General features: G+C 56.3%; 21 protein-coding genes. 10 read left to right on the forward strand and 11 right to left on the reverse strand.

The annotated features are described in order from the left end of the window. Positions 1–7 precede the first annotated feature (7 nt). The 4 genes from EUU23_RS00765 to hflK form a co-directional block, all read right to left on the reverse strand. Entirely contained in the window at positions 8–1,210 is a 1,203-nt protein-coding gene (locus tag EUU23_RS00765; protein WP_160352236.1) for a M20 metallopeptidase family protein, read from the reverse strand. 43 nt (positions 1,211–1,253) lie between these two features. Further along, positions 1,254–2,750, reverse strand: a complete 1,497-nt coding sequence (locus EUU23_RS00770; protein ID WP_218939475.1) for a trypsin-like peptidase domain-containing protein — start codon at positions 2,748–2,750, stop codon at positions 1,254–1,256. Positions 2,751–2,868: 118 nt separating this feature from the next. Further along, positions 2,869–3,699 carry a protease modulator HflC gene (hflC, locus tag EUU23_RS00775; protein WP_160352238.1) on the reverse strand — a complete coding sequence of 277 codons (831 nt, stop codon included), beginning with the start codon at positions 3,697–3,699 and terminating at the stop codon, positions 2,869–2,871. Beyond that, on the reverse strand, positions 3,699–4,832 hold the full coding sequence (gene hflK, locus EUU23_RS00780) for an FtsH protease activity modulator HflK (protein ID WP_160352239.1): 1,134 nt from the start codon (positions 4,830–4,832) through the stop codon (positions 3,699–3,701). Before hflK ends, hflC begins: the two co-directional genes overlap by 1 nt. Before the next feature lie 71 nt (positions 4,833–4,903). On the opposite strand from hflK, the gene EUU23_RS00785 reads away from it, so the two are divergent. The 5 genes from EUU23_RS00785 (at position 4,904) to EUU23_RS00805 (ending at position 10,251) form a co-directional block, all read left to right on the forward strand. Then, on the forward strand, positions 4,904–5,878 hold the full coding sequence (locus EUU23_RS00785) for an Mrp/NBP35 family ATP-binding protein (protein ID WP_160352240.1): 975 nt from the start codon (positions 4,904–4,906) through the stop codon (positions 5,876–5,878). After that, a complete protein-coding gene (locus EUU23_RS00790) occupies positions 5,875–8,151 on the forward strand; it encodes a xanthine dehydrogenase family protein molybdopterin-binding subunit (RefSeq protein WP_246155984.1) in 2,277 nt (758 codons plus the stop codon). The genes EUU23_RS00785 and EUU23_RS00790 overlap by 4 nt, the downstream gene beginning before the upstream one ends. Continuing rightward, entirely contained in the window at positions 8,151–9,149 is a 999-nt protein-coding gene (hemH, locus tag EUU23_RS00795; RefSeq protein ID WP_160352241.1) for a ferrochelatase, read from the forward strand. The genes EUU23_RS00790 and hemH overlap by 1 nt, the downstream gene beginning before the upstream one ends. Before the next feature lie 90 nt (positions 9,150–9,239). After that, the gene (gene phbB, locus EUU23_RS00800) at positions 9,240–9,962 is read left to right on the forward strand and encodes an acetoacetyl-CoA reductase (RefSeq protein WP_160352242.1); all 723 of its coding nucleotides are present in this window, start codon (positions 9,240–9,242) and stop codon (positions 9,960–9,962) included. Between the two features lie 37 nt (positions 9,963–9,999). After that, positions 10,000–10,251 (forward strand): ribbon-helix-helix domain-containing protein, encoded by a 252-nt coding sequence (locus tag EUU23_RS00805; protein WP_343032665.1) that lies wholly within the window; start codon positions 10,000–10,002, stop codon positions 10,249–10,251. Positions 10,252–10,534: 283 nt separating this feature from the next. Here EUU23_RS00805 and EUU23_RS00810 read toward each other — a convergent pair whose 3' ends face one another. The 6 genes from EUU23_RS00810 to EUU23_RS00835 form a co-directional block, all read right to left on the reverse strand. Further along, positions 10,535–11,161, reverse strand: a complete 627-nt coding sequence (locus tag EUU23_RS00810; protein WP_246155986.1) for a helix-turn-helix domain-containing protein — start codon at positions 11,159–11,161, stop codon at positions 10,535–10,537. Between the two features lie 66 nt (positions 11,162–11,227). Continuing rightward, complete coding sequence (murA, locus tag EUU23_RS00815; protein WP_160352244.1) at positions 11,228–12,508, reverse strand: UDP-N-acetylglucosamine 1-carboxyvinyltransferase; 1,281 nt, start codon at positions 12,506–12,508, stop codon at positions 11,228–11,230. A 44-nt stretch (positions 12,509–12,552) separates the two neighbouring features. Next, entirely contained in the window at positions 12,553–12,903 is a 351-nt protein-coding gene (gene clpS / locus EUU23_RS00820) for an ATP-dependent Clp protease adapter ClpS (RefSeq protein ID WP_425505092.1), read from the reverse strand. Positions 12,904–13,126: 223 nt separating this feature from the next. Beyond that, on the reverse strand, positions 13,127–13,765 hold the full coding sequence (locus EUU23_RS00825; RefSeq protein ID WP_160352246.1) for a phasin family protein: 639 nt from the start codon (positions 13,763–13,765) through the stop codon (positions 13,127–13,129). A 276-nt stretch (positions 13,766–14,041) separates the two neighbouring features. Further along, complete coding sequence (locus EUU23_RS00830) at positions 14,042–15,181, reverse strand: acyl-CoA dehydrogenase family protein (RefSeq protein ID WP_160352247.1); 1,140 nt, start codon at positions 15,179–15,181, stop codon at positions 14,042–14,044. Between the two features lie 147 nt (positions 15,182–15,328). After that, positions 15,329–16,522 (reverse strand): acyl-CoA dehydrogenase family protein, encoded by a 1,194-nt coding sequence (locus tag EUU23_RS00835; protein ID WP_160352248.1) that lies wholly within the window; start codon positions 16,520–16,522, stop codon positions 15,329–15,331. Positions 16,523–16,730: 208 nt separating this feature from the next. Between EUU23_RS00835 and EUU23_RS00840 the strand changes: the two genes are divergently transcribed. Beyond that, on the forward strand, positions 16,731–17,498 hold the full coding sequence (locus EUU23_RS00840; protein ID WP_160352249.1) for a CsgG/HfaB family protein: 768 nt from the start codon (positions 16,731–16,733) through the stop codon (positions 17,496–17,498). A 312-nt stretch (positions 17,499–17,810) separates the two neighbouring features. On the opposite strand, the gene EUU23_RS00845 is transcribed toward EUU23_RS00840, so the two are convergent. Beyond that, positions 17,811–19,451 carry a PHA/PHB synthase family protein gene (locus EUU23_RS00845; RefSeq protein WP_246155988.1) on the reverse strand — a complete coding sequence of 547 codons (1,641 nt, stop codon included), beginning with the start codon at positions 19,449–19,451 and terminating at the stop codon, positions 17,811–17,813. A gap of 99 nt (positions 19,452–19,550) precedes the next feature. On the opposite strand from EUU23_RS00845, the gene EUU23_RS00850 reads away from it, so the two are divergent. From EUU23_RS00850 to EUU23_RS00865, 4 genes are all read left to right on the forward strand, one after another. Beyond that, the gene (locus tag EUU23_RS00850; RefSeq protein ID WP_160352251.1) at positions 19,551–21,404 is read left to right on the forward strand and encodes a DEAD/DEAH box helicase; all 1,854 of its coding nucleotides are present in this window, start codon (positions 19,551–19,553) and stop codon (positions 21,402–21,404) included. An 81-nt stretch (positions 21,405–21,485) separates the two neighbouring features. Continuing rightward, a complete protein-coding gene (locus tag EUU23_RS00855; RefSeq protein ID WP_160352252.1) occupies positions 21,486–22,697 on the forward strand; it encodes an LL-diaminopimelate aminotransferase in 1,212 nt (403 codons plus the stop codon). A 2-nt stretch (positions 22,698–22,699) separates the two neighbouring features. Next, on the forward strand, positions 22,700–23,152 hold the full coding sequence (locus EUU23_RS00860) for an acyl-CoA thioesterase (RefSeq protein ID WP_160352253.1): 453 nt from the start codon (positions 22,700–22,702) through the stop codon (positions 23,150–23,152). Then, entirely contained in the window at positions 23,149–23,889 is a 741-nt protein-coding gene (locus EUU23_RS00865) for a class I SAM-dependent methyltransferase (RefSeq protein WP_160352254.1), read from the forward strand. Before EUU23_RS00860 ends, EUU23_RS00865 begins: the two co-directional genes overlap by 4 nt. Positions 23,890–24,206 lie beyond the last annotated feature (317 nt).

Raw genomic sequence — 24,206 nt, forward strand, 5'->3', positions numbered from 1 at the left:
ACCAGAATTACTCAAACCCATCCGTCAAAAACCGCTCCGCGATCGCTGCATGTAACGCCGCGCCGCGGGCCATGACGCTGTCATCGAGGACCATGCGGTTTGAATGGAGGCCGCAGCAGGAACGCCAGTCGTCGCCTTCGTGGCTGGCACCCAGGAAGAACATCGCGCCGGGGACTTTTTCGAGGACATAGGCGAAATCTTCGGCGCCCATGATCGGCGTGTCGAGTGTGATCCAGCTTTCTTCGCCGAACATATCTTCAACGACCGATTTTCCGAACTGGACCGCGCGCGCATCGCATAAGGTAACGGGAAATCCTGGCTCGATATGCACGTCGGCAGTGCAGCCATGGGCGGCCGCGATGTTCGGGGCGAGCCGGTGCAGATGTTCGGCCACCAGTGCCCGCTGACGGGGTGACAGAGTCCGGATCGTGCCCAGCATATGCGCGGTTTCGGGAATGATATTGTTGGTCGTCCCCGCCGTGATCTTGGCAATGGTCACGACGGCTGGGTCGAACACAGACACGGTGCGGGTCACCATCGCCTGGATTGCGGACACTATTTCGCAGGCCACCGGGATTGGGTCGGTCGCATCATGCGGCATCGATGCATGGCCGCCTGCACCCTTGACCGTGATACTCAGCACGTCGGAGGAGGCCAGCAAAGCACCCGCTCTGCCCGTGAAAACACCGCGCGGTGCGTTCGGCATGATGTGCAGGGCAAAGGCCGCGTCGGGCAGCGGATCGATCAGGCCGTCGTCCAGCATGAAGCGCGCGCCATGATGGCCTTCCTCGCCGGGCTGGAACATGAACTGTACGGTGCCCGCCAGTTCGTCACGTCGCGCACATAGCATCTTGGCGGCTCCCACCAGCATGGCGACATGGGTATCATGCCCGCAGGCGTGCATCGCCCCGTCGGTTGTCGAGCTATAATCCAGCCCGGTATCTTCATGAAGCGGAAGGGCGTCCATATCGCCCCGCAATAGAACCGTGCGGCCATTGGCTGGACCCTTCAACGTGGCGATCAAGCCCGTTGTTGACGGACCCTCGCGCAGTTCCAGCGGCAGACCCGCAAGCGCGGCCTTTATTTTTGCAAGGGTTTTAGGGTTTTGCAGGCCAAGTTCAGGCTCTGCATGAATAGCCCGTCGCAGTTCGACAAGATCGGGCAGTATGGCTTGGGCATCATCGTGCCAGCAGGTGTCGGTCAGGTTCATGGAAGCTGACTAACACCCGCTGGCGCTGATGAACAAGAGAGGATTATTCCTCGATACGGACCGTTGCATATTGCGTGGTTCCGCCGCGTCGTTTGACACCCAGCAGGATCGCGCTACGACCCGCTGTCTTTGCAGTACGGATGGCGGCGGCGAGTGCGGCAGGAGATGTTACTGGCTGATAGGTTGCTGACACGATGACGTCACCGCGACGCAAACCTGCCTGAGCACCATTCCCTTGACCGGCAATGTCGATCACAACGCCTTTGGTATCACTACCCATGCCCAACTGCCGTGCAATTTCAGCATCCAGCGGGATGACGCTCAGGCCAATGGAATCTCGGATGACCTTGGCGTCCGGGCCGTCGGTATCCTTGTCAAAATCCTTATTTTCTTCAGGATTGAAATTGCTTTGCGCCAGCTTTTCTTCAGGCGGGCGGGTGCCGACCATGGCGTTAAGGCGCATGGGTTTGCCTTCACGCAAGATGTCAAGCGGGATGCGGGTGCCCGGTTTGATGTTGGCGACAATGTAAGACAGCGTTGCTTCGGGCGATACTTCACGGCCGTCGACTTTCAGGACGATGTCGCCTTCTTTCAAGCCAGCTTTCTCTCCGCCTTCGCCTGCAACAACGCGTGCTACGAATTCGCCGCGGTTCTTTTCCAGGCCAAGCGCATCGGCAAGATCTTCGCCCACGGGCGTAATACTGATGCCCAGATAGCCGCGTTCAGGCCGGACGCCCTTTTTCAGGGATTCAATGACCGGCGTGGCTTCTTCGGCTGGAATAGCAAAGCCGACCCCGATATTCGCACCAATAGGGGAAATCAGACGGTTGTTGATCCCGACGACTTCACCCTTCAGATTGAAAAGCGGTCCGCCAGAGTTGCCGGGGTTGATTGCCGTATCGGTCTGGATAAACCGATCATAAGCCCCGCCTGCGCCAATGTTACGCTGCAATGCAGAGATGATTCCGGCGGTGACGGTACTGCTAAGGCCGAGCGGGTTACCAATCGCAATTACCCAATCACCCACACGACTCTTTTTCGAATCGCCCATCGCCACAAATGGCAAATTACTGGCCTTGATCTTGAGCAACGCGATGTCCGATTGTGGATCGCGGCCTACGATGTCGGCGGTATATTCTTTTCCGTCAAATAAAGTGACAGTTACTTTGTCAACGGCATCGCCCGCAGGGCCCCCTGCGACGACATGGTTGTTCGTCACGATATACCCGTCGGCGGAGATCAAAAAGCCCGAGCCACCGCTCGCCTGTTCCTGGGTTACAGGACGCCGTTCGCCAGTAAAGGGGTTAAAGCTGGTTGCGACCTGCACCTTTTGCTTGGTCGAAATATTGACCACCGCGGGCTGAAGCTGAGCGACTAAGTCCGCGAAACTGGCGGGCGCCCCTGCAGGCGCAAGATTGGCCTGGGCTGAAACTGGCAGGGCGGTTTGCGCCGTGACGGGCGATCCATTGACCAGCGCAAAAGCACTGCCGGTGAGCAAAAGAGCGGTGGTAGCTGCATAAGCGTAACGCACGAATTTCATTCCTCTCGTCTATCTAACTAAGGCAATATGCCCGAAATCATGTTTCCGATGGCGTCACGAAGCTGAACGCCAATTGAATAGCCACCGGCCCAACCGGCAAATGTCCTTTGCCGTTCGACTAACGACCATTGCGGAACTTTTCCAGATAGGCATTTTGCGGAGACAATATAACATTGGTTGAACCTTCGCCATTCTGGAAAGTCTGCCGGTAACTTTGCATCGCGCGATAGAAATCGTAAAATTCAGGGTCCTTGCCATAGCTGATGGCATAGATGCGGGCGGCTTCTGCCTCTGCTTCGGCGCGGATGATCTGCGCTTCTTTCTGGCCTTCGGCATCGATGGCAATGGCTTCCTGGTTTCGGGCGGACCGCATCCTGTTATAGGCCGATTGCAATGTGGCAGCCGGTAAATCGGCGCGTTTGATTCGGACGTCGATAACTTCTGCGCCATATTTGCTCGCTTCGCGATTGAGCGCGGTCTGGATATTTTCCATGACTTCGCCGCGCTCTGCACTCAGCAATGTCGCGAATGTGCGCTTGCCAAGTTCGTTCCGTAACGATGAACCCAATATGGTACGCAACTGGTCACGTAACCTGTCTTCGGTGCGTATGGTGCGATACATCCGGTCCGGTTTGGTAACCCGGAAACGGGCAAAGGCATCGACTTGCAGCCGGAGCTGGTCGGTGGACAGTACTTCCTGTTGCTCCATTTCAACGCTTAACACGCGCTTGTCGATCAATTGTATCTGTTCAACTAACGGTATCCGGAAAGTCAGCCCTGCCCGTGTTTCGCCAAATACCTCGCCTTTACGATAAGGGTTCACAACCCGGTCAACCTTACCATAGCTGCTGATGATGGCTTGCTGGGTTTCGGGCACGATTGTGATCGACATGCTGAGCAGGATCAGCGCGGCCAGTGCGGCCAGACCCATATATAGCGGATTACGCATTATTTCTTCCCCGTCACTGTAACGGTTTCATTTTTGGCGGCTGCCTTTTTCTGGAATTCGGGCAACGGCAAATAAGGGGTTACCCCGCCGGTTTCGACAATTGTCTTGTCGACCTTGCCCAAAATCTGTTCCATCGTTTCATAATAAAGCCGCCTTTTGGTGACTTCGGGCGCTTCGCGATATTGAACATAGATTTTATCGAATTCGGTGGTTTCACCAATGGCCAGTTCGGTCACGCGGCTGGCATAAGCGCGGGCGTCATTCATATAGCTTTCACGCCGTTGCTGGGCCGCATTGACTTCGCGGAAGGCATCATTGACCTCCGCGGGCGGGTCGGATTGCCGGATCGAAATGCTCTGCACCAATACGCCAGAGCGATATTCGTCGAGCACCTGTTGCATGCGCCTGCGAACCTCCAATTCTATCGCGCCACGACCGGGGCCGATCGCCTGCGTCAGATCATAATTGGCGACGGCGGCGCGCATCGCGCTTTCGGCCACTTCCTTGACGGTCGAATCCGCATTTTCAAGCTGGTACAGGTAAAGTTCGGGATCCTTGATCGACCAGCGGACATCATAAGCCATGTCGATGATGCTCTGGTCTTTTGTCAGAACAAGATTTTCGCTGCTCGCCTTGGGGGAACCGACGGCAGTTGTCTGAATTTGTTTGGTGTCCACTTTCTCGATATTCTCTATCGGTGCAGGAAGGGTGAACTGGATGCCTGGCTGCACCGTGCGCGAATATTTGCCGAGGAATGTCACGACGCCCTCTTGCTCGGGCCCGATACGGTGGAAACTGGTCCATACCAGCCACAATGCGATAAAGCCGATGGCAAAAATCGGCCACCAGCTTTTCCCGTCGCCGCGTGAAGGCAGGCCACTAAAGCCGCCGCCTTTGCCTCCGCTTGCGCGGCGCAGCAAATCTTCGAGAGAAGGGCCGCGCTGGCGACCCGTTTGTCCGCCGCGAATGGGCACCGGATCCCAAGGATTGGATGGCTCAGATTTTGAGCCGCCATCACTGGAACCATCGGACTTGCCGCCCTTTGCGGTATCACCCGAAGCTGGAGAATCCCAAGGACCCTTGCCATCTACTGCCAATATAATGCTGCCCTGCTGGTCGATTTTTTTGCTCATATTGTCTTTATAGGAACGGTTTTTCAGAAAAACAGTGTCAATCCCGCAATTCTGATTCTATTCGGCTTTGGATGACCGATTTCGAAAGTTTTTCACGCCTTGTTTTCGCCATCGCCGGGCCGCGTGCAGCCGGGTTGAAAGTGGATGCAGGCGCCGTGTCTTTGATGCTTGATGTGTCTGAAATGACCACGGACGAGCGTGAACAGATTGAATCCAGGCTGCGCGATGAATGCGAACAGGCCGGCGCGCAAAGCGTTCGAATCATGTTGACGGCAGAACGTGTCGCGCCGCGCCTCATCGCTGTGGCCAGTGGCAAGGGTGGGGTTGGAAAATCCACGCTTTCGACCAATTTGGCGGTTGCCATGGCGATGGCCGGACGTTCCGTCGGACTGGTCGATGCCGATATTTATGGCCCTTCGCAGCCGCGCCTGATGGGGGCAGAAGACAGCAAACCAGAAGCGGACGGGAAAAAGCTGATCCCGGTAAAGGGTGCTGGCGGGGTCCCATTTTTATCGATGGGCCAATTGGCAAAGCCGGGACAGGCTATTGCATGGCGTGGACCAATGGCGGGCAATGCATTGTCGCAATTGGTCGACGCTCACTGGGGCAAAGTGCGTGATATCATCGTCGATATGCCGCCGGGTACGGGCGATATCCAATTGTCCATGATTCAAAAACATAAACCGATAGGCGCGGTCATCATTTCCACACCGCAGGACCTCGCCTTGATGGACGCGACCCGGGCGATTGCATTTTTCGATACGGCCAAGGTTCCGATTATCGGATTGGTCGAAAATATGGCCGGATATCTATGTCCGCATTGTGGAGAGATGAGCGACCCTTTTGGTTCCGGTGGCGCCGAAGCTGCGGCGGCCGAACTGGGCATATCATTTCTGGGTCGTATCCCGCTGGATATCGATATCAGATTGGCGAGTGATGCCGGCACGCCTCCGGCGCTGGGGGACAGTCCGATTGCACGTGCCTATGCCGAAATCGCACGGCAAGTGGGCCATTGGATCGACAATCCCAAGGCCCCTGCCGCATGACCATGCGCGCTGATGGCGAAAGCGGTTTGACCCGTCGAAAGCTTTTGGTCGGCGGCGGCATTGGCGTTGGATTATTGTTGGCATGGGGTGTTTGGCCCCGCCGTTACCAACCAAATTTAAGGCCCGCGCAGGGGGAACATTTATTTGGCCCCTGGTTGAAAATTGCCGAGGATGGAAAGGTTATCATCGGCGTTCCACAAAGCGAATCCGGACAGGGGGTCTATACCGCACTGGCCCAGATTGTTGCAGGCGAACTGGGCGCTGACTGGCGTTCTGTCGCGGTGCAGCCTGTGCCGCCCAATCCGGTTTTTGCAAATTCCGTGCTTGCCCGCGAATGGGCCACTGCATTTTTGCCTGAAAAACTTGGGCTGGATGCACAACAGGGCCCGGTCGCCAGCATTGTGAACGAGGTCGCGCAGCGCGAAATGTTCGTAATCACCGGCGGATCCTCCTCAATCCGCCAATTTGAAAAGCCATGTCGCGAAGCGGGCGCAACGGCTCGCTCTCTGCTGTGTCAGGCCGCCGCTGCGCGTTGGGACATTGATTGGGAACAATGTCAGGTCGACAAAGGCTTCGTCACATTCGGGAAAAAGCGTATCGCCTTTGCCGATCTGGTGGTGGATGCCGCCGGGCTGACACCGCCATCGCCGATTCCCCTAAATCCGTCACCACGCAATCGCCTTTCAGGACGCGATGCCCCGCGTCTTGACCTGTCGTCAAAAGTTGACGGCAGTGTCAGTTTTGCAGGCGATATCCGTCTGCCTGACATGCTCTATGCCGCAGTTAAAGGTGGTCCTGTTGGCCAGACGATTTTGAAATCGGTAAACAGCAAGGCAGCAACCAAAGTTCGGGGCGTGGTGAATCTGGTCAGAACCGACCACTGGGTTGCCGTGGTCGCAACCAACTGGTGGGCGGCCAACAAGGCGCTTGACGTCAGTGCCCCGGTTTTTTCGATCAAGGGCCGCGTCGCCGATAGCGGGAATATGGGCGACAACCTGTCTTCTGCCATCGCCAATGGTCCAGGTACGCGGATGGTGCGCTTGGGCGATGTTGATGCGGCTTTGGCAAAGGAAGCGGAAACCCGCATATTTAATGCAGACTATACTATTTCTGCCGCGGTACATGCGCCGATCGAAACGCGCGCAGCCACAGCGGAGTATCGCAATGGGCGGCTGCAATTATGGCTTGCAAGTCAGGCCCCGCAGTCGGCGCGGCTGGCAGCGGCAAATGCCATCGGGATCGACGCCGATGATGTAACGCTTTATCCGGTTATTGCAGGCGGCAGCTTTGACCGGAATTTCGACAATTTGATTGCCGCGCAGATTGCGGTGATCGCCAAAGAGGTTGGCCGCCCGGTCCAGCTGACCTGGTCACGCGCAGAAGACATAGTGCGCGACCATGTCCGCACACCAGCACTCGGACGATTGACAGCAGCTCTAGATAGGGACGGACGGGTGGCCGGGCTGTCCGTGCGCGTTGCAGCGGCATCGACGATGCGCGAACTTGCCAACCGGATCGACGGCCAAAGCCCTGTCAAAGCGCGCAAGTCCGCCGTCGGCGAATTTGATGCCTTGGCGCTTGACGGCGCAGTTCCGCCCTATGCCATCACCAACATGACGGTTGATCATTTCCCAGTCGATCTGCCGATTATCACCGGACCGTGGCGTTCATTGGCGCATAGTTATACCTGTTTCTTCATCGAATCCTTTATCGATGAACTCGCGCAAAAGGCGGGGATCGAGCCTTTGTCTTTCCGTATGCAAATGCTTGTTGACCAGACGCGGCTGGCCCGATGTCTCACCGGAGTTGCCTCAATGGCAGGGTGGGATGGCGGTTCGTCAGGCAGCAGTAAAGGCCTTGCCTGCCATTCCATGCGCGGTAGCCATATTGCAATTGTCGCCAATGCGCGGACCAGCGAAACAGGTGTCAGGGTCGAACGCATTTCGGCCATGGTCGATTGCGGTCGTTTGATAAACCCCGATCTGGCCCGGCAGCAGATTGAAGGCGGAATTATTTTCGGGCTGGCACAAGCGGTTGGCGCATCCACCGATTTTGCGAATGGATGGCCCACGGTTCGGCGTTTGCGCGAAATCGATTTGCCTGTTCTTGCCGATATCCCTGAAATCATTGTCGAATTTATTCGCAGCGATGAAGAGCCTGGTGGTGTATCGGAATTGGGTGTGCCTGCCGTAGCGCCCGCGATTGCCAATGCATTATTTTCTGCCGCCGGGGTCCGCTTGCGTGAACTGCCCTTATTGTCGAGAGGGTTATAATGGATAAACCTGCCGATCATCCCGATATCCCTCAGCCTAAAGTGGGCATTTTAGTGGTCAATCTTGGTACCCCGGATGCGCCGACCACGCAGGCGGTTAAACGATATCTGAAGCAATTTTTGTCCGACCGCCGGGTGGTGGAAATTCCACCGCTCATCTGGCAGCCGATTTTGCGCGGGATTATCTTGAACACGCGTCCGCAAAAATCGGCCAAAGCCTATGCCAAGGTGTGGACCGGTGACGGATCGCCTTTGGCATCTTTCACGATCGCGCAAAGCAAGTCACTGGGGCGCCGGATGCAGGCTGTGGCCGATGTCCGCCATGCGATGCGTTATGGCAATCCGTCGGTTCCCGATCAGTTGGCTGCCATGAAAGCCGCCGGGTGCAACAAAATCCTGATAGCGCCGCTCTATCCGCAATATTCGGGGGCGACGACAGGTACGGTTCTGGACGAGGCATATGCTGCGCTGACCAGGATGCGCTGGCACCCTGCGATCCGCACGCTACCCCCCTATCATGACGATCCCGCCTATATTACCGCACTTAAAATGTCGGTCGAAGCGTCACTGGCGCAGTTAGATTTTACGCCTGATGCGCTGGTCATCAGTTTTCACGGCATGCCCGAACGCACCTTGCATCTGGGTGACCCCTATCATTGCCACTGCCAGAAAACGGCGCGGCTTTTGTCTGAAGCCATGGGGCGCGAACTGGTGGTCAGTTTTCAATCGCGTTTTGGCCGTGCCAAATGGCTGGAACCTGCGACCGATGCTACGCTGATGCAACTGGCCCGCGACGGCCGGAAAAAAGTGGCCATATTCGCGCCCGGATTTTCGGTCGATTGCCTTGAAACGCTCGAAGAGCTGGCCATTCAGGGACATGAACAATTTGAAGAGGCAGGTGGTACGCACTTTGCCTATCTGCCCTGTCTGAACGACAGCGACATTGGCATGGACATGTTGGAAACCCTCATCCGCCGGGAAGTTTCGGGCTGGGTCTGAATAGCTATACACTAACGCTAGCGTCAACTTGCACTTGTTTGCCGTCTGGCTATTCTTTTGTCGAAAAAGGGAAAAACAGGAGAGAGATATATGTCACGTATTGCGGTCGTCACGGGGGGAACTCGCGGCATTGGAGAGGCTATAAGCCTGAAATTAAAAGAGAAAGGTCGTATAGTTGTGGCCAATTATGGTGGCAATGATGCGGCTGCCAAAGCATTTTCCGACCACACCGGGATAGCGGTCCGCAAATGGGATGTTGGCAATCATGATGCGTGCATCGAATCTTGCGCTGCAATCGAGGCGGAATTTGGTCCCATTGAAATCATGGTCAACAATGCCGGCATCACCCGCGATGCAACAATGGTGAAAATGACATTCGAACAATGGGATGAGGTAATCCGCGTCGACCTGACCGGATGCTTCAACATGGCCAAGGCGGTTTTTGCCGGTATGCGAGAGCGCAAATGGGGGCGCATCGTCAACATCGGGTCTGTCAATGGGCAGGGCGGCCAGATCGGGCAGGTCAATTATGCTGCCGCAAAGTCGGGAATCCACGGCTTTACCAAATCATTGGCGATGGAAGGCGCGCGCTACGGAGTAACTGCCAATGCTATTGCGCCCGGCTATATCGGCACTGAAATGCTGGCGACGATTCCTGAAAATGTGATGGAAAAGATCGTCGCGCAAATTCCGGTCGGGCGGTTGGGCAATGCCGACGAAATCGCGCGCGGTGTCGAATTTCTGACCAGCGAAAATGCAGGCTTCATTACCGGATCAACATTATCGATCAATGGCGGGCAGCATATGTATTGACCGCATCCGGTTTTGGTGGCGGGTGATCGGAGTATTTGTGACACATAATTCAATCTATCACCCGCCGGTCAAGCGCAGCATGACGATTGCCGGGCACCAAACTTCCATCAGTCTGGAGCCGCTATTCTGGGACGCGCTCAAATCGGCAGCAGACAGCAAAAAATTGCCCGTCAACGCCCTTGTGGCGCAGATTGATGTAGAACGGCTGGAATCCCAAACCCCCTGTGGCTTGGCCAGCGCCATTCGTTTATGGTTGGTGGCACGGCAAAAAAGTACCGCCGATAGCTAGGCTATGGCGGTACAATTGCGACCCGGGTATTGCGTGCAATTTCCGGATGATGCGTTTGGTAAAAGGTTACAGGCGGACGGCAAATGTCTGAGATCATCAGCAGCGGAGGGTTGCTGCATTCTGACCACAACGCCCTCCATGTCTAAGGAGGGATAAGACCGGGCGTGGATTAGACCAAATTGCCGTTCACCTGTTATAAAGCGTTTTGCGCCGCCAGCGTAGAAAACAAAATACCGGATTTGGCCTATACAGGTGAACGTCTGTAAAAGCCGACGTCGCGACCCTAAAGCCCTGCTTCTACCGCGATGCGGACGGCATCGGCGGCGTTCGATGTCGATAATTTTTTAAACATCAACATGCGGTGCATCTGCACCGTTTTTTCGCTTAACGACAGGCGGAATGCGATTTGCTTGGTGCGAAAACCCTGGGCCATTTGCTGCAAAATCTCGCGCTGACGCGGGGACAGACGGTCAACGATTTCGGCGGCCTGCTGTTGCCTGACCACGGCGATACTCTCTTCTTCGGGCAAGACTTCGATCTGTGACCCGACGAATAGTTCAAGCACGCCTTCGTCGCTGAACAGCGGTGCGATCATGACCGCGTTGCGAAAGGGTGTTCCATCCTTGCGATAATTGATGAGTTCCGCCAGCGCGGGCCGCCGCGCATGAATGGATTCGCGCAACTTTTCCGTCTGCGAATTTTCGGTGTCGGGGCCACGCAAAAAACGGCAATTGCGACCGATTGATTCTTCCTCGGTATAGCCCGTCATTGTACAAAAAGCGGCGTTCACGGCGATCAGGGGGTTGTCGGCCTGCAATGGGTCGCTGACGACGGTCGCAATCGGGCTGTGGCGTATTGATTCCAGAACCGGATGGCGCATTCGCTTTGGCAAAGGGGTCTGGATGGTCATAGGGTCATATCTCGACGTGAAAATGACGCAAAAATCTCGCTTTGGCAAGGGGCGTGATGTGTCCGGTCAATCTGACCCGACCCGTTCCACATCTGCCCCGACAAGCTGTAACTTCTCTTCCAGCCGTTCATAGCCCCGATCAAGATGGTATAGTCGGCTGACATGTGTTTCACCCTCGGCAACCAGTCCTGCGATCACCAGGCTCATGGAAGCGCGAAGGTCTGTTGCCATAACGGGCGCACCCGTCAGGCCTTTGACGCCATGGACAATCGCAGTCCGGCCCTTGGTTTCAATATGCGCGCCCATGCGATTCAGCTCAGGCACATGCATATAACGGTTTTCAAAGATTGTTTCGGTCAATACGCTGGCGCCGTCGGCCATGCACAACATCGCCATGAATTGCGCCTGCATATCGGTGGCAAATCCGGGGTAGGGGGCGGTTGATATGGTCAGCGGTTTCAACTTGCCGTCCGATGTAACCCTGATACCGGTTTTGGTTTCTTCAACGGTGACACCGGCCTGACGCAAGGCGTTGACGGTTGCATCCATCTCGTCGGCTTTGGCACCGATCAGTTCGACATCTCCGCCGGTAATCGCTGCTGCACAGGCATAGCTGCCCGCTTCGATCCGGTCACTCATCACCCGATAGGTTGCGCCGTGCAGCCGGTCCTTGCCGTGGATGACTAGGTCTGACGTGCCAATACCTTCAATCTCAGCGCCCATATCGACCAGCAAATTGCATAAATCGACAATTTCAGGTTCACGCGCCGCATTGTGCAAAACACAGGTTCCCTTGGCGAGGCTGGCCGCCATTAACGCGTTTTCCGTCGCACCCACCGACACCACTGGAAATGTATAGGTGCCACCCGGAATACCGTCAGGTGCCATGGCCTTCACATAGCCTGCGGCCAGTTCAATTTCGACGCCAAATGCCTCAAGAGCTTTCAGGTGCAGATCGATCGGCCGGTTACCGATAGCGCATCCACCTGGCAGTGAAACTGTCGCTTCGCCCGCACGTGCCACCATTGGCCCCAATACGAGAATAGACGCGCGCATCTTTCGGACCAATTCATAGGGCGCCACGGTCGTTGTCAGGCGTGTCGCTTGCAACGTCATGACTCGGCCGAAATCTTCCGGGCGCGAACCTGCGATGGCGGTCGATATGCCAAACTGGTTCAGCAAATGCTGGAACCCGTCAATGTCGGCGAGTCTCGGCAAATTCCGCAATGTGAGCGGTTCATCAGTCAACAAGGCACAGGGCAGCAGCGTCAGCGCGCTATTCTTGGCCCCTGAAATCGGAATTTTCCCCTTAAGCGCGTTGCCGCCGCGTACTATTATCTTGTCCATCGCCGGTATTTAGCGTGAAACGGTTTTCAGGCAAGCAGGTTCCTTTATGCCTTTTCCAATGTGCATTGCAGTGGGTGCTGGTTTTTTGCGGCGAAATCCATCACTTGGGTGACTTTGGTTTCAGCAACTTCGTAGGTAAAGATGCCACACACTCCGACACCTTTCTGGTGGACATGCAACATCACGCGGGTGGCCTGATCGGTATCCATCGAAAAAAAGGCCTTCAGAACATGGACGACGAATTCCATCGGGGTGTAATCATCGTTCAGCAACAGCACCTTATACTGGCTGGGTTTCTGGGTCTTGGGCCGCGTGCGTGTGGCGAGGCCTACTCCGGGGCGTCCAGAGCCGCCCTTGTCGTCGCCATCTTCATCTTCGATCATGTGTATCTGCATTGCCCTAAAATAGGATAGGGCAGGGGCAGAGCGCAAGGGGCGAATTTGCATTTCGTCGCCTGTCCCATGGTGACAGGCAAAAAGAAACCGCCCTGTCCGCATGGGACAGGGCGGTTTTCTATTTCATTGCGCCGGTTCGCCTTTGGCTTTCCCACCGCCATTGGGAGGAGGAGAGAGGGCAGCAGGTGCACGTTAGCGCACCGGCACAATATTCAAGCGGTGCTTACGCAGCCTTCTTGAAAAACTCGGTCGTTGCCGCAATGCGGTTCGAAATTGGCTGGAACATGTCGCTTACCAATTTAACCATGGCTTCGGTGTTCTTCGAACCCTGTGCAACCGCAGTGTCAAAGCCCTTGCGAGCCAACTCGCCTTGCAGCTTGACGAAATCGGTTGGCGACTTGACTGCGGTCATTTCCTTGACAGCAACCTGAACTTCTTCGAAATTCTTCTTGGCATAGTCCATGTTGGTCTTGCCCATGTCTTGCGCGCCCTTGGCAACGATCTTGCCGGCTTCGATCATGGCTTCAACATTTGCCTTGTTGAATTCAACAGCATCAGCAGCCATCTTCTTGCCTTTTTCAGCAGCTTCGGTTGCCTTGACGCGGATGTCTGCGAAAAATTCAGTGGCCTTTTCGGTGGTGGCTTTAACGGTATCGGTCATTTTTGTTACTCCTTGAGCAATCGGGGTTGTTTCAACAGAGACGATTTTTGTAACCAAAGTTTCAGACTGCGCTGCGGCAACAGGCGCAGGCTTTTCAGCTTGAACCTTTTCAGCAACCGGAGCCGCCTTGGCAGGCGCAGCTTTCGGCGCTGCGGGTTTCGCAGGTTTGGAAGTTACGGTTGTAGTTGCCTTGCTTGCCATATCGAGCACCATTTCTGTTGTGTTGCACTGCACAATAATGAGTCGTGCAAGCTATGTCAATAAAAAATGTTGCACTGCACAATAATTGGGAATGGGGGCCTACGATATGTTCCTCCCCATCGACTTGCGATGGGGAGGTGGCGCGCTGGAGCGTAGCGGAAGCGTGACGGAGGGGACTTCAACGTTGCATGCCCCTCCGTCAGTCAAAGCAGCCGCTTTGCCTGCCACCTCCCCATCGCAAGTCGATGGGGAGGAGATACAGTGCGTCAAGCTAATTCACTCCGCCAAGGTCAACTTTTCAAACCGGTCAAAATGATGATCGGCTGAACCGAACTGGCCTTCAATCATCGTCGCGCGTTTGAAATAATGGCCGATGGCCAGTTCCTGCGTGATGCCGATACCGCCATGGGTCTGGATCGCGTTCTGGCCAACAAATTTGGCGGCCCGCGATACCTTTGCCTTGCACGCCGATACGGCCGCCATGCGTTCTGCGGCAGGTAGGTCGAGCTTCAATGTCGCCATGGTCGTCATGGATTTGCTCTGTTCAACTTCCATGAACATATCGACCATGCGGTGCTGCAGCACCTGGAAGCGCGAAATAGGCTGGCCGAACTGATTACGCTGCCGCGCATATTCCAATGTGCCCTGATGCAGCTTGAATGTAACGCCGCAGGCTTCGGCGCACACGGCCACAGTGGCTTCGTCGACAATCTGTTCGATCAGCGGCAGGCCAGCGCCTTCGCCACCGAGCAACGCATCACCGGGGATGGCGACATTTTCGAAATAGATTTCGGATGCCTGAAACCCGTCCACCGTCGGATAATCGCGGCGCACGATACCGGGCAGATTGGCGTCGATCAGGAACAGCGAAACGCCAGCGGCTTCGCTGCCCGATCCGCCGGTGCGGGCGGTCACGAGCAGGTGGCTTGCCCAAGGTGCAGCATAAACCACGCCCTTATGGCCGTTCAGCACATATCCTGCGCCATCCTTCTTGGCGGTGGTCCGCAAATTGGCGAGATTATAACGGCCCTGCGGTTCGGCATAGGCAAAGGCAATCACGACATTGCCGCCGATGATTTCAGGAATAACTGCATCCGCAATGGCACCGCCAACAGCCTTCAGGGCGCCGCCGCCCAGAACCACGGTCTGCAAATAGGGCTCGATTGCGATGACCTTGCCCAGTTCTTCCATGATCAATGCGTTTTCGAGATGTCCGCCACCAAGACCGCCATGTTCTTCGCTAAAAGACGCGCCCAGCATGCCCAGATCCTGCGCCAGTGCTTTCCAGATACCGGCATCGCGTCCGGTGGCGCTGGCAATCATCTTGCCGCGGCTGTCGAAATCATAGGTGTCGGCGAGAAACCGGCTGAGTGTCTCGCGGATCATGTCCTGCGTTTCGGTGTAGCTGAAATCCATGTGGCTGTTCTCTCTTCGTTGTCGTTGTTCGGCGGCTTTGCTCCCCTCCCGCTTGCGGGAGGGGCTGGGGGAGGGTCGGTTGAAGCAATAATCGCTTTCACCCTACCCTAACCCCTCCCGCATGCGGGAGGGGGACCGTCGGATCGCTTAAATCCCCAGCACCATCTTGGCGATGATGTTCCGCTGGATCTCGTTCGATCCACCGTAAATCGTCGTCTTGCGGGTGTTGAAATAGGTCGGCGCTGCGCGGTGGGCGTAATCGGGACCAATGGGATGTTCATTGTCGCCTTCGCCGAAGCCGCGGAAATAAGGCGCGCCATAATGGCCCACCGCTTCCAGCGCGAGTTCGGTGATGCGCTGCTGGATTTCAGATCCCTTGATCTTCAACAGGCTCGATTCAGGACCCGGGCCTTTGCCCGCTGCTTCACCGGCGAGGCTACGCAGTTCGGTGAATTCCAGCGCGGTCAGGTCGATTTCCAGCTCCGAAATCTTGCGCTTGAAAAAGGCATTGGCGAGCAAAGGCTTGTCGCCGTCCATTTCGGTGCGGGCGATCTGCTTGATCTTTTCCACGCCGCGCTTCGAACGGGCAACCGCTGCAATGCCGGTGCGTTCGTGGGCGAGCAGGAATTTGGCGCAGGTCCAACCCTTGTTTTCTTCGTAAATGCGCTGATCGACCGGAACGCGGACCTCTTCGAGCCAGACTTCGTTGACTTCATGTTCGCCACCCAAAGTGATGATCGGGCGGACCGTGACGCCCGGCGATTTCATGTCGATCAATAGAAAGCTGATGCCTTCCTGCTGCTTGGCATCCGGATCGGTGCGAACAAGGAAAAAGCCCCAGTCGGCATGTTGCGCCATCGTCGTCCATGTTTTCTGGCCGTTGACAATATAATCGTCACCATCGCGAACAGCTTTGGTACGCAGCGAAGCAAGGTCGGAACCGGAACCGGGTTCGGAATAACCCTGACACCACCAGTCATCGCCCGACAGGATGCCGGGAAGGAAGCGAGCCTTTTGCTCCGGCGTGCCAAAGGTATAAATAACCGGACCGACCATCGACAGGCCGAAGGGCATGGTGCCGACGCAATCCGCCGCGGCAAGTTCTTCCGACCAGATGAAACGCTGCGTCGCGGTCCAGCCGGTGCCGCCATATTCGACCGGCCATGCAGGGGCGATCCAGCCTTTTTTCGCGAGAATGCGGTGCCAGGACAGGAAATCTTCTTTCGAAAGATCATGGCCTTCATCCTGCACAGAGCGCAGGTTTTCGGGGTAATTTTCGGCGATGAAGCTACGTACTTCCTGCTGGAAGGCGATTTCTTCGGGACTGAATTCCAATTGCATGGCGACTCTCCTCTGAAGCGTTTGGACAGTGTTACCGAACGTTTACGTAAACGTCAACTCGCGCTTGTCGACATTTCGGCTTTTTTGAATGATTTCGTGCTTTGCGCTTGGCAATCGGGAAAACAGAGGGATATAAAAGTCGCAACGGGTCGCACCATAACATCTGTTTTAGGCAAACCAAGGTTTTGTCATCACCGGAGGGACTGCGATGCGACGGATTATTTCCACATTATTGGCAGGTGCGTTACTAAGTGCCGGGGCACCTGCCTTTGCGAAGGAAGACAAGTCTTCTGCCAAGAAAGCGCAAGACAAGAATATGACCGAAATCCCGGTCTGCACCCGTAAATTGGGCACCGTGGCGATTACCGAGCCCGAAACCCAATGGTGGAGTGAACTCGGGCTTTCCAACCCCGAAGCGGTCATCAAATTTTTCGTGCAGAAATCGGGCTGCTTCTCGCTTGTCGATCGCGGCGGCGGCCTTGCTGCACGTGCGGTTGAGCGTGCTCTCGGCGATTCCGGCGAGTTGCAACGCGGGTCGAACATCGGCAAACGGCAGGTGAAGGCCGCCGACTATGTGATCGTGCCCGACATCATCAGCCGCAACAGCAATTCGGGCGGAAGCGGGATCGCGGGCGGCTTGGCAGGCGCGTTGGGCGGCCGGTTTATCGGCGGGCTGGTCGGCGGACTGAAGGTTTCCAAAAAGGAAGCCAGCGTATCGCTGTCGGTCGTCAATGTGAGAACCACCGAAATTGAAGCGCTGTCAGAAGGCTATTACCGCAAGTCCGATCTCAGCTGGGGTGCAGGCGGCGGTGCATGGTGGGGTGGCGGTCTCGCCGGAGCCGGGGGTGGCAGCTATCAGAATAGCGACATCGGCCAGGTTATCGTGCTCGCTTACCTTGATGCGTACAAGAAAATGGTCACTGAACTGGGTGGCCTGCCGGAAAATGCAAGCGCGGCAGCGCCAAAGGCGGAGTAGTTTTGTGGGGGTAATTTGAAGGCCTTACTCCTCTCCTGAAAGCGGGAGAGGACAGGGCTATTTTTTCTCTCACTCCGTCACCCTGAACTCTCTCACTCCGTCACCCTGAACTTGGTTCAGGGTCCATCGTGCAACTGAGGCCAAAAGGTATAAAAACGAACAACCGTGCGTCATGGCGTGGCTTGTCACGGAAACGGCGTGACAGGCTGATGAATGGACCCTGAAACGAGTTCAGGGTGACGGTACAGGGTAATTTGACGATTTTTACACACGCTGTCCCCGAAAGCGGGAGAAGGGGTCGCCTCAATTAACTCATCGCGCTTTCACATAGCTGCCCGGCGCAGATTCCAGCGCCTTTAGCTTGCCTTCACCGGGTATGCGCGCACCTTTTACGGCAACCATTTTGTCGCTTTGGTGCGTGATCCAGCTCAGCCAGTCGGGCCACCAACTGCCTTTCGTCTCGGTTGCGCCGGCGATAAATTCCTCCAGCGACGCCACCTTGCCATTGTTGGTCCAATATTGATATTTTTCCAGCACAGGCGGATTGACAACCCCTGCAATATGCCCGCTTCCGGCGAGCAGGAATTTGATCGGTCCGGTAAAATGATCCTGCAATTTCCAGACACTTTCCACCGGTGCAATATGGTCATCGCGGCCAGCCTGAATATAGGTTGGCGTTTTGACTTTGGTCAGGTCGATCGGCGTACCCAGTGCGGATAGCGCACCGGGAATGACCAACTTGTTGTCGCGGTATAGGTCGCACAAATAGTCGCGGTGCCATTGGGCAGGCAGGTTCGTGACATCGCCGTTCCAGTGCAGCAGGTCGAACGCCGGATATTCCTCACCCAGCAGATAGTTTTTGACCACGGTTGACCAGATCAGATCCTTGCCCCGCAACAGATTGAAACTGAGCGCCAGATAGCGGCCATCCAGATAACCCTGCGGTGCGGCGAGGGCCTCGATCATCTTGAGCTGATGTTCATCAATGAAATTGAGCAATTCGCCGCTTTGGCTGAAATCCACCTGCGCGGTGAAGAAAGTCGCGCTTTTTACCTTTTCGGCTTCACCCTTGGCCGACAAAATGGCCAGAGTGGCCGCCAAAGTGGTGCCTGCAACGCAATAGCCGATGGCATGGACGTCATCGACCTTCAACCCGGCACGAACCGTGTCGATGGCATCAATTTGGGCTGCGATATAATCGTCCCAAACAACGTCCTTCATCGAACTGTCGGCGGATTTCCAGGACACGACGAATACCGTAATGCCTTGGTCAACGCACCATTTGATAAAGCTTTTCTCCGCCGTCAGGTCGAGGATGTAGAAGCGGTTGATCCACGGTGGAAATATGATGAGCGGCGTTTCCAAGACCTTTTCGGTCGTTGGTTCATATTGCAGCAATTGGTATAACGGGGTCTGATGTACGACTTTGCCCGGCGTTGCCGCAATATTTTCACCGAGTCGGAACGCATTGGGATCGGTATGGGTCAGTTGGCCGCGTTGCATATCGTTCAGCAAATGCTGCATTCCCGACATCAGGCTAGCGCCTTTTGTCTCAACGGCCTTTTCAAGCGCAACGGGGTTGGTGAACGGCGAATTGGCCGGGCTCATCGCCTCGACCACCGTGCGGATCGCAAAGCCGATTTTTGCTTTTTCCGCTTCGGGAATGTTATCAAGCTGTTCGGCGGCGCCCAGCATATAGTCGGACATCACCTGGTAGCCCTGGCGAACCAAGTCAAATACCGGATGTTCCCATTGCGCCGAGGAAAAGCGCCGGTCTTTGGGATCAACCTTGTCCCGGCCTGCCTTGGCGAGCGGGGCAAGAACCTGACCCCATGCATCGAGCGCTTTCTGATATGCGGTCAACGGATCGGTCGAAACCGCACCGGTGCCGTCGATCATCTTGGCAAATTGTTCAGGGTCCATGAAGGGCGGAAAATTTTGTGAATCGGCCATGTGACTTGCATAACCCAAGCAACGCATTTGTCTAAGCATCGTTTTATTGTGCGGCGCAGCATGGACATTGCAACAAAAAGAGCGCATTGGGCGCGATATATGACATTTGAAAATATCCCCCCGCTTCTCGACGAAGCGCTTACCGCGCGTGGCTATACCGCGCTGACCCCTGTGCAAACCGCTGTAATCGCGGCTGAAGCTGAAGGGCGCGACCTTGTTGTTTCGGCGCAGACCGGATCGGGCAAGACAGTTGCCTTTGGTCTGGCGATGGCCCCGCAGATCCTGGACGGCGGCATCGTCAGCCTCGCCCGTGAGCCTGCAGCTCTTATTATTGCGCCTACGCGCGAGCTTGCATTGCAGGTTAGCCGCGAATTGATGTGGCTCTTTGGCAAGGCCGGGGTGCGGATCGCAACCTGCGTCGGTGGCATGGATGCCTCCAAGGAACGGCGCAACCTGTCGCAAGGCGCACAAATCGTGGTCGGAACGCCGGGCCGTCTGCGCGACCATCTCGAGCGCGGCGCGCTCGACCTGTCCGCGCTTAAGGTCGCGGTTCTGGATGAGGCCGACGAAATGCTCGACATGGGATTCCGTGAAGAGCTTGAAGAAATATTGAACGCCACGCCGGAAGGCCGCCGGACGCTGCTGTTTTCGGCGACGATGCCAAAGCCGATCGTATCGCTGGCCAAGCGGTATCAGCGCGATGCCCTGCGTATTTCGACGGTCGGCGAAGATCGCGGGCATGGCGATATCAGTTATCAGGTTGTTACGGTCGCCCCGCCGGACATTGAAAATGCCGTGGTCAATTTGCTCCGCCTGCACGAAGCGGAAACGGCGATTCTGTTTTGCGCGACGCGCGAAAATGTGCGGCATCTGCACGCCAATCTGACCGAGCGTGGCTTCAATGTGGTCGCGCTTTCTGGTGAGCATAGCCAGAGCGAACGGAACCAGGCGCTTCAGGCGCTGCGTGACCGTCGTGCGCGGGTGTGTGTTGCAACCGATGTGGCTGCACGCGGGATCGATCTGCCTAACCTGTCGTTGGTGGTTCATGTCGAACTGCCCCGCGATGCCGAAGGATTGCAGCATCGTTCAGGCCGTACGGGACGTGCCGGACGCAAAGGTACAGCGGTTCTTATCGTGCCCTATCAACGTCGCAAGCGGGTCGAATCGATGCTGCGCGGCGCGAAGATCGAGGCAGACTGGATCAAGGTTCCGACCGCCGCCGATATCCGCGCAAAGGATCATGACCGTCTGCTGGAAACGCTTCTGACCCCGGTCGAGGTCGAGGACGAAGACCGCACGCTGGGTGCCCGGTTGCTGGAAACCATGTCGGCGGAAGATATTGCCGCCGCTTTGGTCCGCGTGCACCGTGCCCGTATGCCGCAAGCCGCCGATATGCTTGATGACGGCAGCCGCGAACAGCCGCGCGACAACCAGCGCGCCGGTTTTGATGACTCGGTCTGGTTCACCCTCAACATCGGTCGCCGCAACAATGCCGATCCCAAATGGATTTTGCCTTTGCTGTGCCGCCGTGGCGGCGTGACCAAAAACGACATTGGCGCAATTCGCATCGCTGCCAATGAAACGCATGTCGGAATTGCCGCCGCTGCCGTTGCAAAATTCGCCAAGGCAATCGCGCAACCGGGTCATGATGAAGACAATGATGTCGAAATCATGCAGGCCAGCGGCCCACCCCGCGAGGCTGCGCGCGAAAACAAGCGCCGTGGCCGTGACGGTGACCGTCCGCAACGCGCCCAGTTGGGCGTCAACCCGCGCGGTGACAAGCCCCGCGGCGACCGTCCCTTTGGCGATAAACCGCGTGGCGATCGTCCGCGCGGCGATGGCCCGCGTGGTGGTCCGGCCCCGCGTGATGGTGCCCGTCCGTTTCGCAAGGACGGTCCTGCGCCTTCGAAACATGGGGTAAAGCACAAGGCAAAGGGCAACCGTCCGCGATAACCGGCATAGTTTTTCTGGAAATGGGGGAAAAGTTCGACCATGAAGGTCGGACTTGAAACCTCAAACCGGAAACGGGAGCCAATGTCCGAAGAATTCTACCGCATCAAGCGTTTGCCGCCTTATGTCATCGCCGAAGTCAATGCGATGCGCGCGACCGCCCGTGCGGCGGGTGAGGATATTATCGACCTTGGCATGGGCAATCCCGATCTGCCGCCGCCACCCCATGTGATCGAGAAACTGTGCGAAGTGGCGCAGAAGCCCGATGCCCACGGCTACTCCGCGTCCAAAGGCATACCGGGCCTCAGAAAAGCGCAGGCCAATTATTATGGCCGCCGCTTTGGCGTGGATGTCGATCCGGAACATGAAGTCGTCGTGACTATGGGTTCAAAAGAAGGTCTGGCGAGCCTTGCCACCGCCATCACCGCCCCGGGAGACGTCGTGCTCGCCCCGAACCCTAGCTATCCCATTCACACCTTCGGCTTCATTATTGCAGGCGCCACGATCCGCTCTGTGCCGACGACGCCGGATGAGAATTACTTCCGTTCCCTGGAGCGGGCCATGGCCTTTACCGTGCCGCGCCCGTCTATTCTTGTCGTGAACTATCCGTCCAACCCGACGGCCGAGACCGTTGATCTGGCCTTTTACGAGCGACTGGTCGCATGGGCGAAAGAGAATAAGGTCTGGATCCTGTCCGACCTTGCCTATTCGGAACTTTATTTTGACGGCAACCCCACACCCTCCATCTTGCAGGTGAAGGGTGGCAAGGATGTCGCGGTGGAATTTACATCGCTGTCCAAAACCTATTCCATGGCCGGATGGCGGGTGGGTTTTGCCGTGGGTAACCGGCAGTTGATTGCCGCGATGACGCGGGTCAAAAGCTATCTGGATTATGGTGCCTTTACCCCGATACAGGCCGCTGCCTGCGCGGCGCTCAACGGACCACAGGACATTGTCGAGCAGAATCGGCAGCTTTACCTCAAGCGCCGCGACATCTTGGTCGAGGCATTTGGACGCGCAGGCTGGGACATTCCGCCGCCACGTGCATCTATGTTTGCATGGGCCCCATTGCCGCCCGCGCTCGCGCATCTCGGCAGTCTCGAATTTTCGAAGCAGATGCTGACCCATGCCAAGGTCGCGGTCGCGCCCGGCGTTGGCTATGGTGAGGATGGCGAAGGCTATGTGCGGATCGCCATGGTTGAAAATGAACATCGGCTGCGTCAAGCGGCGCGCAATGTGAAGCGGTATCTGCAATCCATGGGCGTCAACACCCCCGGCCAAGCCAAGGCGATCTGACAATGGCCCGCGCTGAATTCGCCTTTCGCCACCGGTTTCGCGTGCGATGGTCAGAAACAGATGCCCAAGGTGTCGTGTTTAACGCCCGCTATCTGGACTATGCCGATGTCGCGATTACCGAATATTGGCGCGAAACAAAATTACGCGAACGTGCCGATGGGGCGCCTTTGGAATTTCATGTGAAGAAAGCCACAGTGACGTGGTTTGCGCCGATATTGCCCGATGAAATGATTGACGTCATGGCGCGGACGATTGCGACTGGGCGGACGAGCATGACGCAAACCGTCGAAATTCACGGCGCGCGGGATGACGGGTCAGAAGATTTGCGCGCAACGGTTGATCTGGTCAGCGTCCATGTCGATCTTGAAACCCACCGGCCAATATCTTTGCCCGATTGGATAGCACCTGCTTTTGCTGAATTTGATGCAAAGGCAAAATTATTGGCACCGTTATGAGCTTGGGTCGTGGGCATATAATTGCTGCCATGCTCATTTTGGGCAGCAGTGGATTGGCATCTTGCAACCAATCATTGCCTTCAAATGATCGAACAGAATCATCCGCTGGATTCCCGAGTCCATATCGCCCCGTTTCTGAAGCTGGAGATACCCAGTTTTCCAACGAAGCCGCGCGTGACGAGGCGGGCGAAGCGCAGTTTGTGATGGACTGGGCTGGCATAAAGCTCGGTACCACAGTCGCCGATATTGGGGCGGGCGAGGGCTATTATACCATTCGTCTGGCCGAGCGTGTCGGACCAAAAGGCCGGGTGTTGGCGCAAGACATCAATCGGGGTGCGCTAGACCGCTTGGGCGAACGTGTGACGCGTGAGCAACTGGATAATGTGGCGATCAAGGAAGGCGCTGTTGACGACCCCCGCCTGCCCGAAAACAGTTTTGACCGTATCTTCATGGTGCACATGTATCATGAAGTAGATGAGCCATATGCATTTCTCTGGCGCATGCGGCCCGCGATCGCAAAAAGTGGCGAGGTGATCGTGGTCGACAGGGACCGACCAACCGACCAGCATGGCATTCCGCCGAAATTATTGTTCTGCGAATTCGCAGCTGTCGGATACCGTTTGACCGGATTTAGCGAAGAGCTGAAATTGGGGGGCTATATTGCCCGTTTCACGCCGACAGGGCGTCGACCCGACCCTAAAGAAATCAAAACCTGCGGCACGCCGCCTCTGCGCTGAACTCAAAAAATGACCCCCAACCCCTTTCGGGGTAGAGGGTCAGAAGGGGATTGCCTGTTCGGGGTTTCGGGGGGATGGCAATCCGAAAGGCTCACTCTCAAACTGAACGATGGGGAGAGGCTAGGGGTCATTCGTTCGATTTTCGAGTTGAAACAAAGTAACACTTTCGTTTGACAATTTTGCGTCAGAAGGAAGAAGAAAAGAAGGTATCAGGGGCGGGGCTACCTCCACCTTTCGTTTGAGATAACCGCGACCCCAGTTGTCATTCCGATCTGCGCGGGAACGACAAAGGGAGGACGGGAATGACAATGATGAGT

Origin of the sequence: Sphingorhabdus profundilacus (assembly GCF_009769755.1) — a bacterium.
Taxonomy (GTDB): Bacteria; Pseudomonadota; Alphaproteobacteria; order Sphingomonadales; family Sphingomonadaceae; genus Sphingorhabdus_B; species Sphingorhabdus_B profundilacus.

What these genes read in the sequence shown, in the direction of transcription:
- hflC (WP_160352238.1), bottom strand. Translation starts at nt 3,699, where the DNA reads ATGCGTAATCCGCTATATATGGGTCTGGCCGCACTGGCCGCGCTGATC.
- EUU23_RS00810 (WP_246155986.1), bottom strand. Translation starts at nt 11,161, where the DNA reads ATGACCATCCAGACCCCTTTGCCAAAGCGAATGCGCCATCCGGTTCTG.
- murA (WP_160352244.1), bottom strand. Translation starts at nt 12,508, where the DNA reads ATGGACAAGATAATAGTACGCGGCGGCAACGCGCTTAAGGGGAAAATT.
- EUU23_RS00770 (WP_218939475.1), bottom strand. Translation starts at nt 2,750, where the DNA reads ATGAAATTCGTGCGTTACGCTTATGCAGCTACCACCGCTCTTTTGCTC.
- EUU23_RS00790 (WP_246155984.1), top strand. Translation starts at nt 5,875, where the DNA reads ATGACCATGCGCGCTGATGGCGAAAGCGGTTTGACCCGTCGAAAGCTT.
- EUU23_RS00850 (WP_160352251.1), top strand. Translation starts at nt 19,551, where the DNA reads ATGACATTTGAAAATATCCCCCCGCTTCTCGACGAAGCGCTTACCGCG.
- EUU23_RS00835 (WP_160352248.1), bottom strand. Translation starts at nt 16,522, where the DNA reads ATGCAATTGGAATTCAGTCCCGAAGAAATCGCCTTCCAGCAGGAAGTA.
- EUU23_RS00855 (WP_160352252.1), top strand. Translation starts at nt 21,486, where the DNA reads ATGTCCGAAGAATTCTACCGCATCAAGCGTTTGCCGCCTTATGTCATC.
- EUU23_RS00825 (WP_160352246.1), bottom strand. Translation starts at nt 13,765, where the DNA reads ATGGCAAGCAAGGCAACTACAACCGTAACTTCCAAACCTGCGAAACCC.
- hflK (WP_160352239.1), bottom strand. Translation starts at nt 4,832, where the DNA reads ATGAGCAAAAAAATCGACCAGCAGGGCAGCATTATATTGGCAGTAGAT.
- EUU23_RS00865 (WP_160352254.1), top strand. Translation starts at nt 23,149, where the DNA reads ATGAGCTTGGGTCGTGGGCATATAATTGCTGCCATGCTCATTTTGGGC.
- phbB (WP_160352242.1), top strand. Translation starts at nt 9,240, where the DNA reads ATGTCACGTATTGCGGTCGTCACGGGGGGAACTCGCGGCATTGGAGAG.
- EUU23_RS00840 (WP_160352249.1), top strand. Translation starts at nt 16,731, where the DNA reads ATGCGACGGATTATTTCCACATTATTGGCAGGTGCGTTACTAAGTGCC.
- EUU23_RS00765 (WP_160352236.1), bottom strand. Translation starts at nt 1,210, where the DNA reads ATGAACCTGACCGACACCTGCTGGCACGATGATGCCCAAGCCATACTG.
- clpS (WP_425505092.1), bottom strand. Translation starts at nt 12,903, where the DNA reads ATGCAGATACACATGATCGAAGATGAAGATGGCGACGACAAGGGCGGC.
- EUU23_RS00860 (WP_160352253.1), top strand. Translation starts at nt 22,700, where the DNA reads ATGGCCCGCGCTGAATTCGCCTTTCGCCACCGGTTTCGCGTGCGATGG.
- hemH (WP_160352241.1), top strand. Translation starts at nt 8,151, where the DNA reads ATGGATAAACCTGCCGATCATCCCGATATCCCTCAGCCTAAAGTGGGC.
- EUU23_RS00845 (WP_246155988.1), bottom strand. Translation starts at nt 19,451, where the DNA reads ATGGCCGATTCACAAAATTTTCCGCCCTTCATGGACCCTGAACAATTT.
- EUU23_RS00830 (WP_160352247.1), bottom strand. Translation starts at nt 15,181, where the DNA reads ATGGATTTCAGCTACACCGAAACGCAGGACATGATCCGCGAGACACTC.
- EUU23_RS00785 (WP_160352240.1), top strand. Translation starts at nt 4,904, where the DNA reads ATGACCGATTTCGAAAGTTTTTCACGCCTTGTTTTCGCCATCGCCGGG.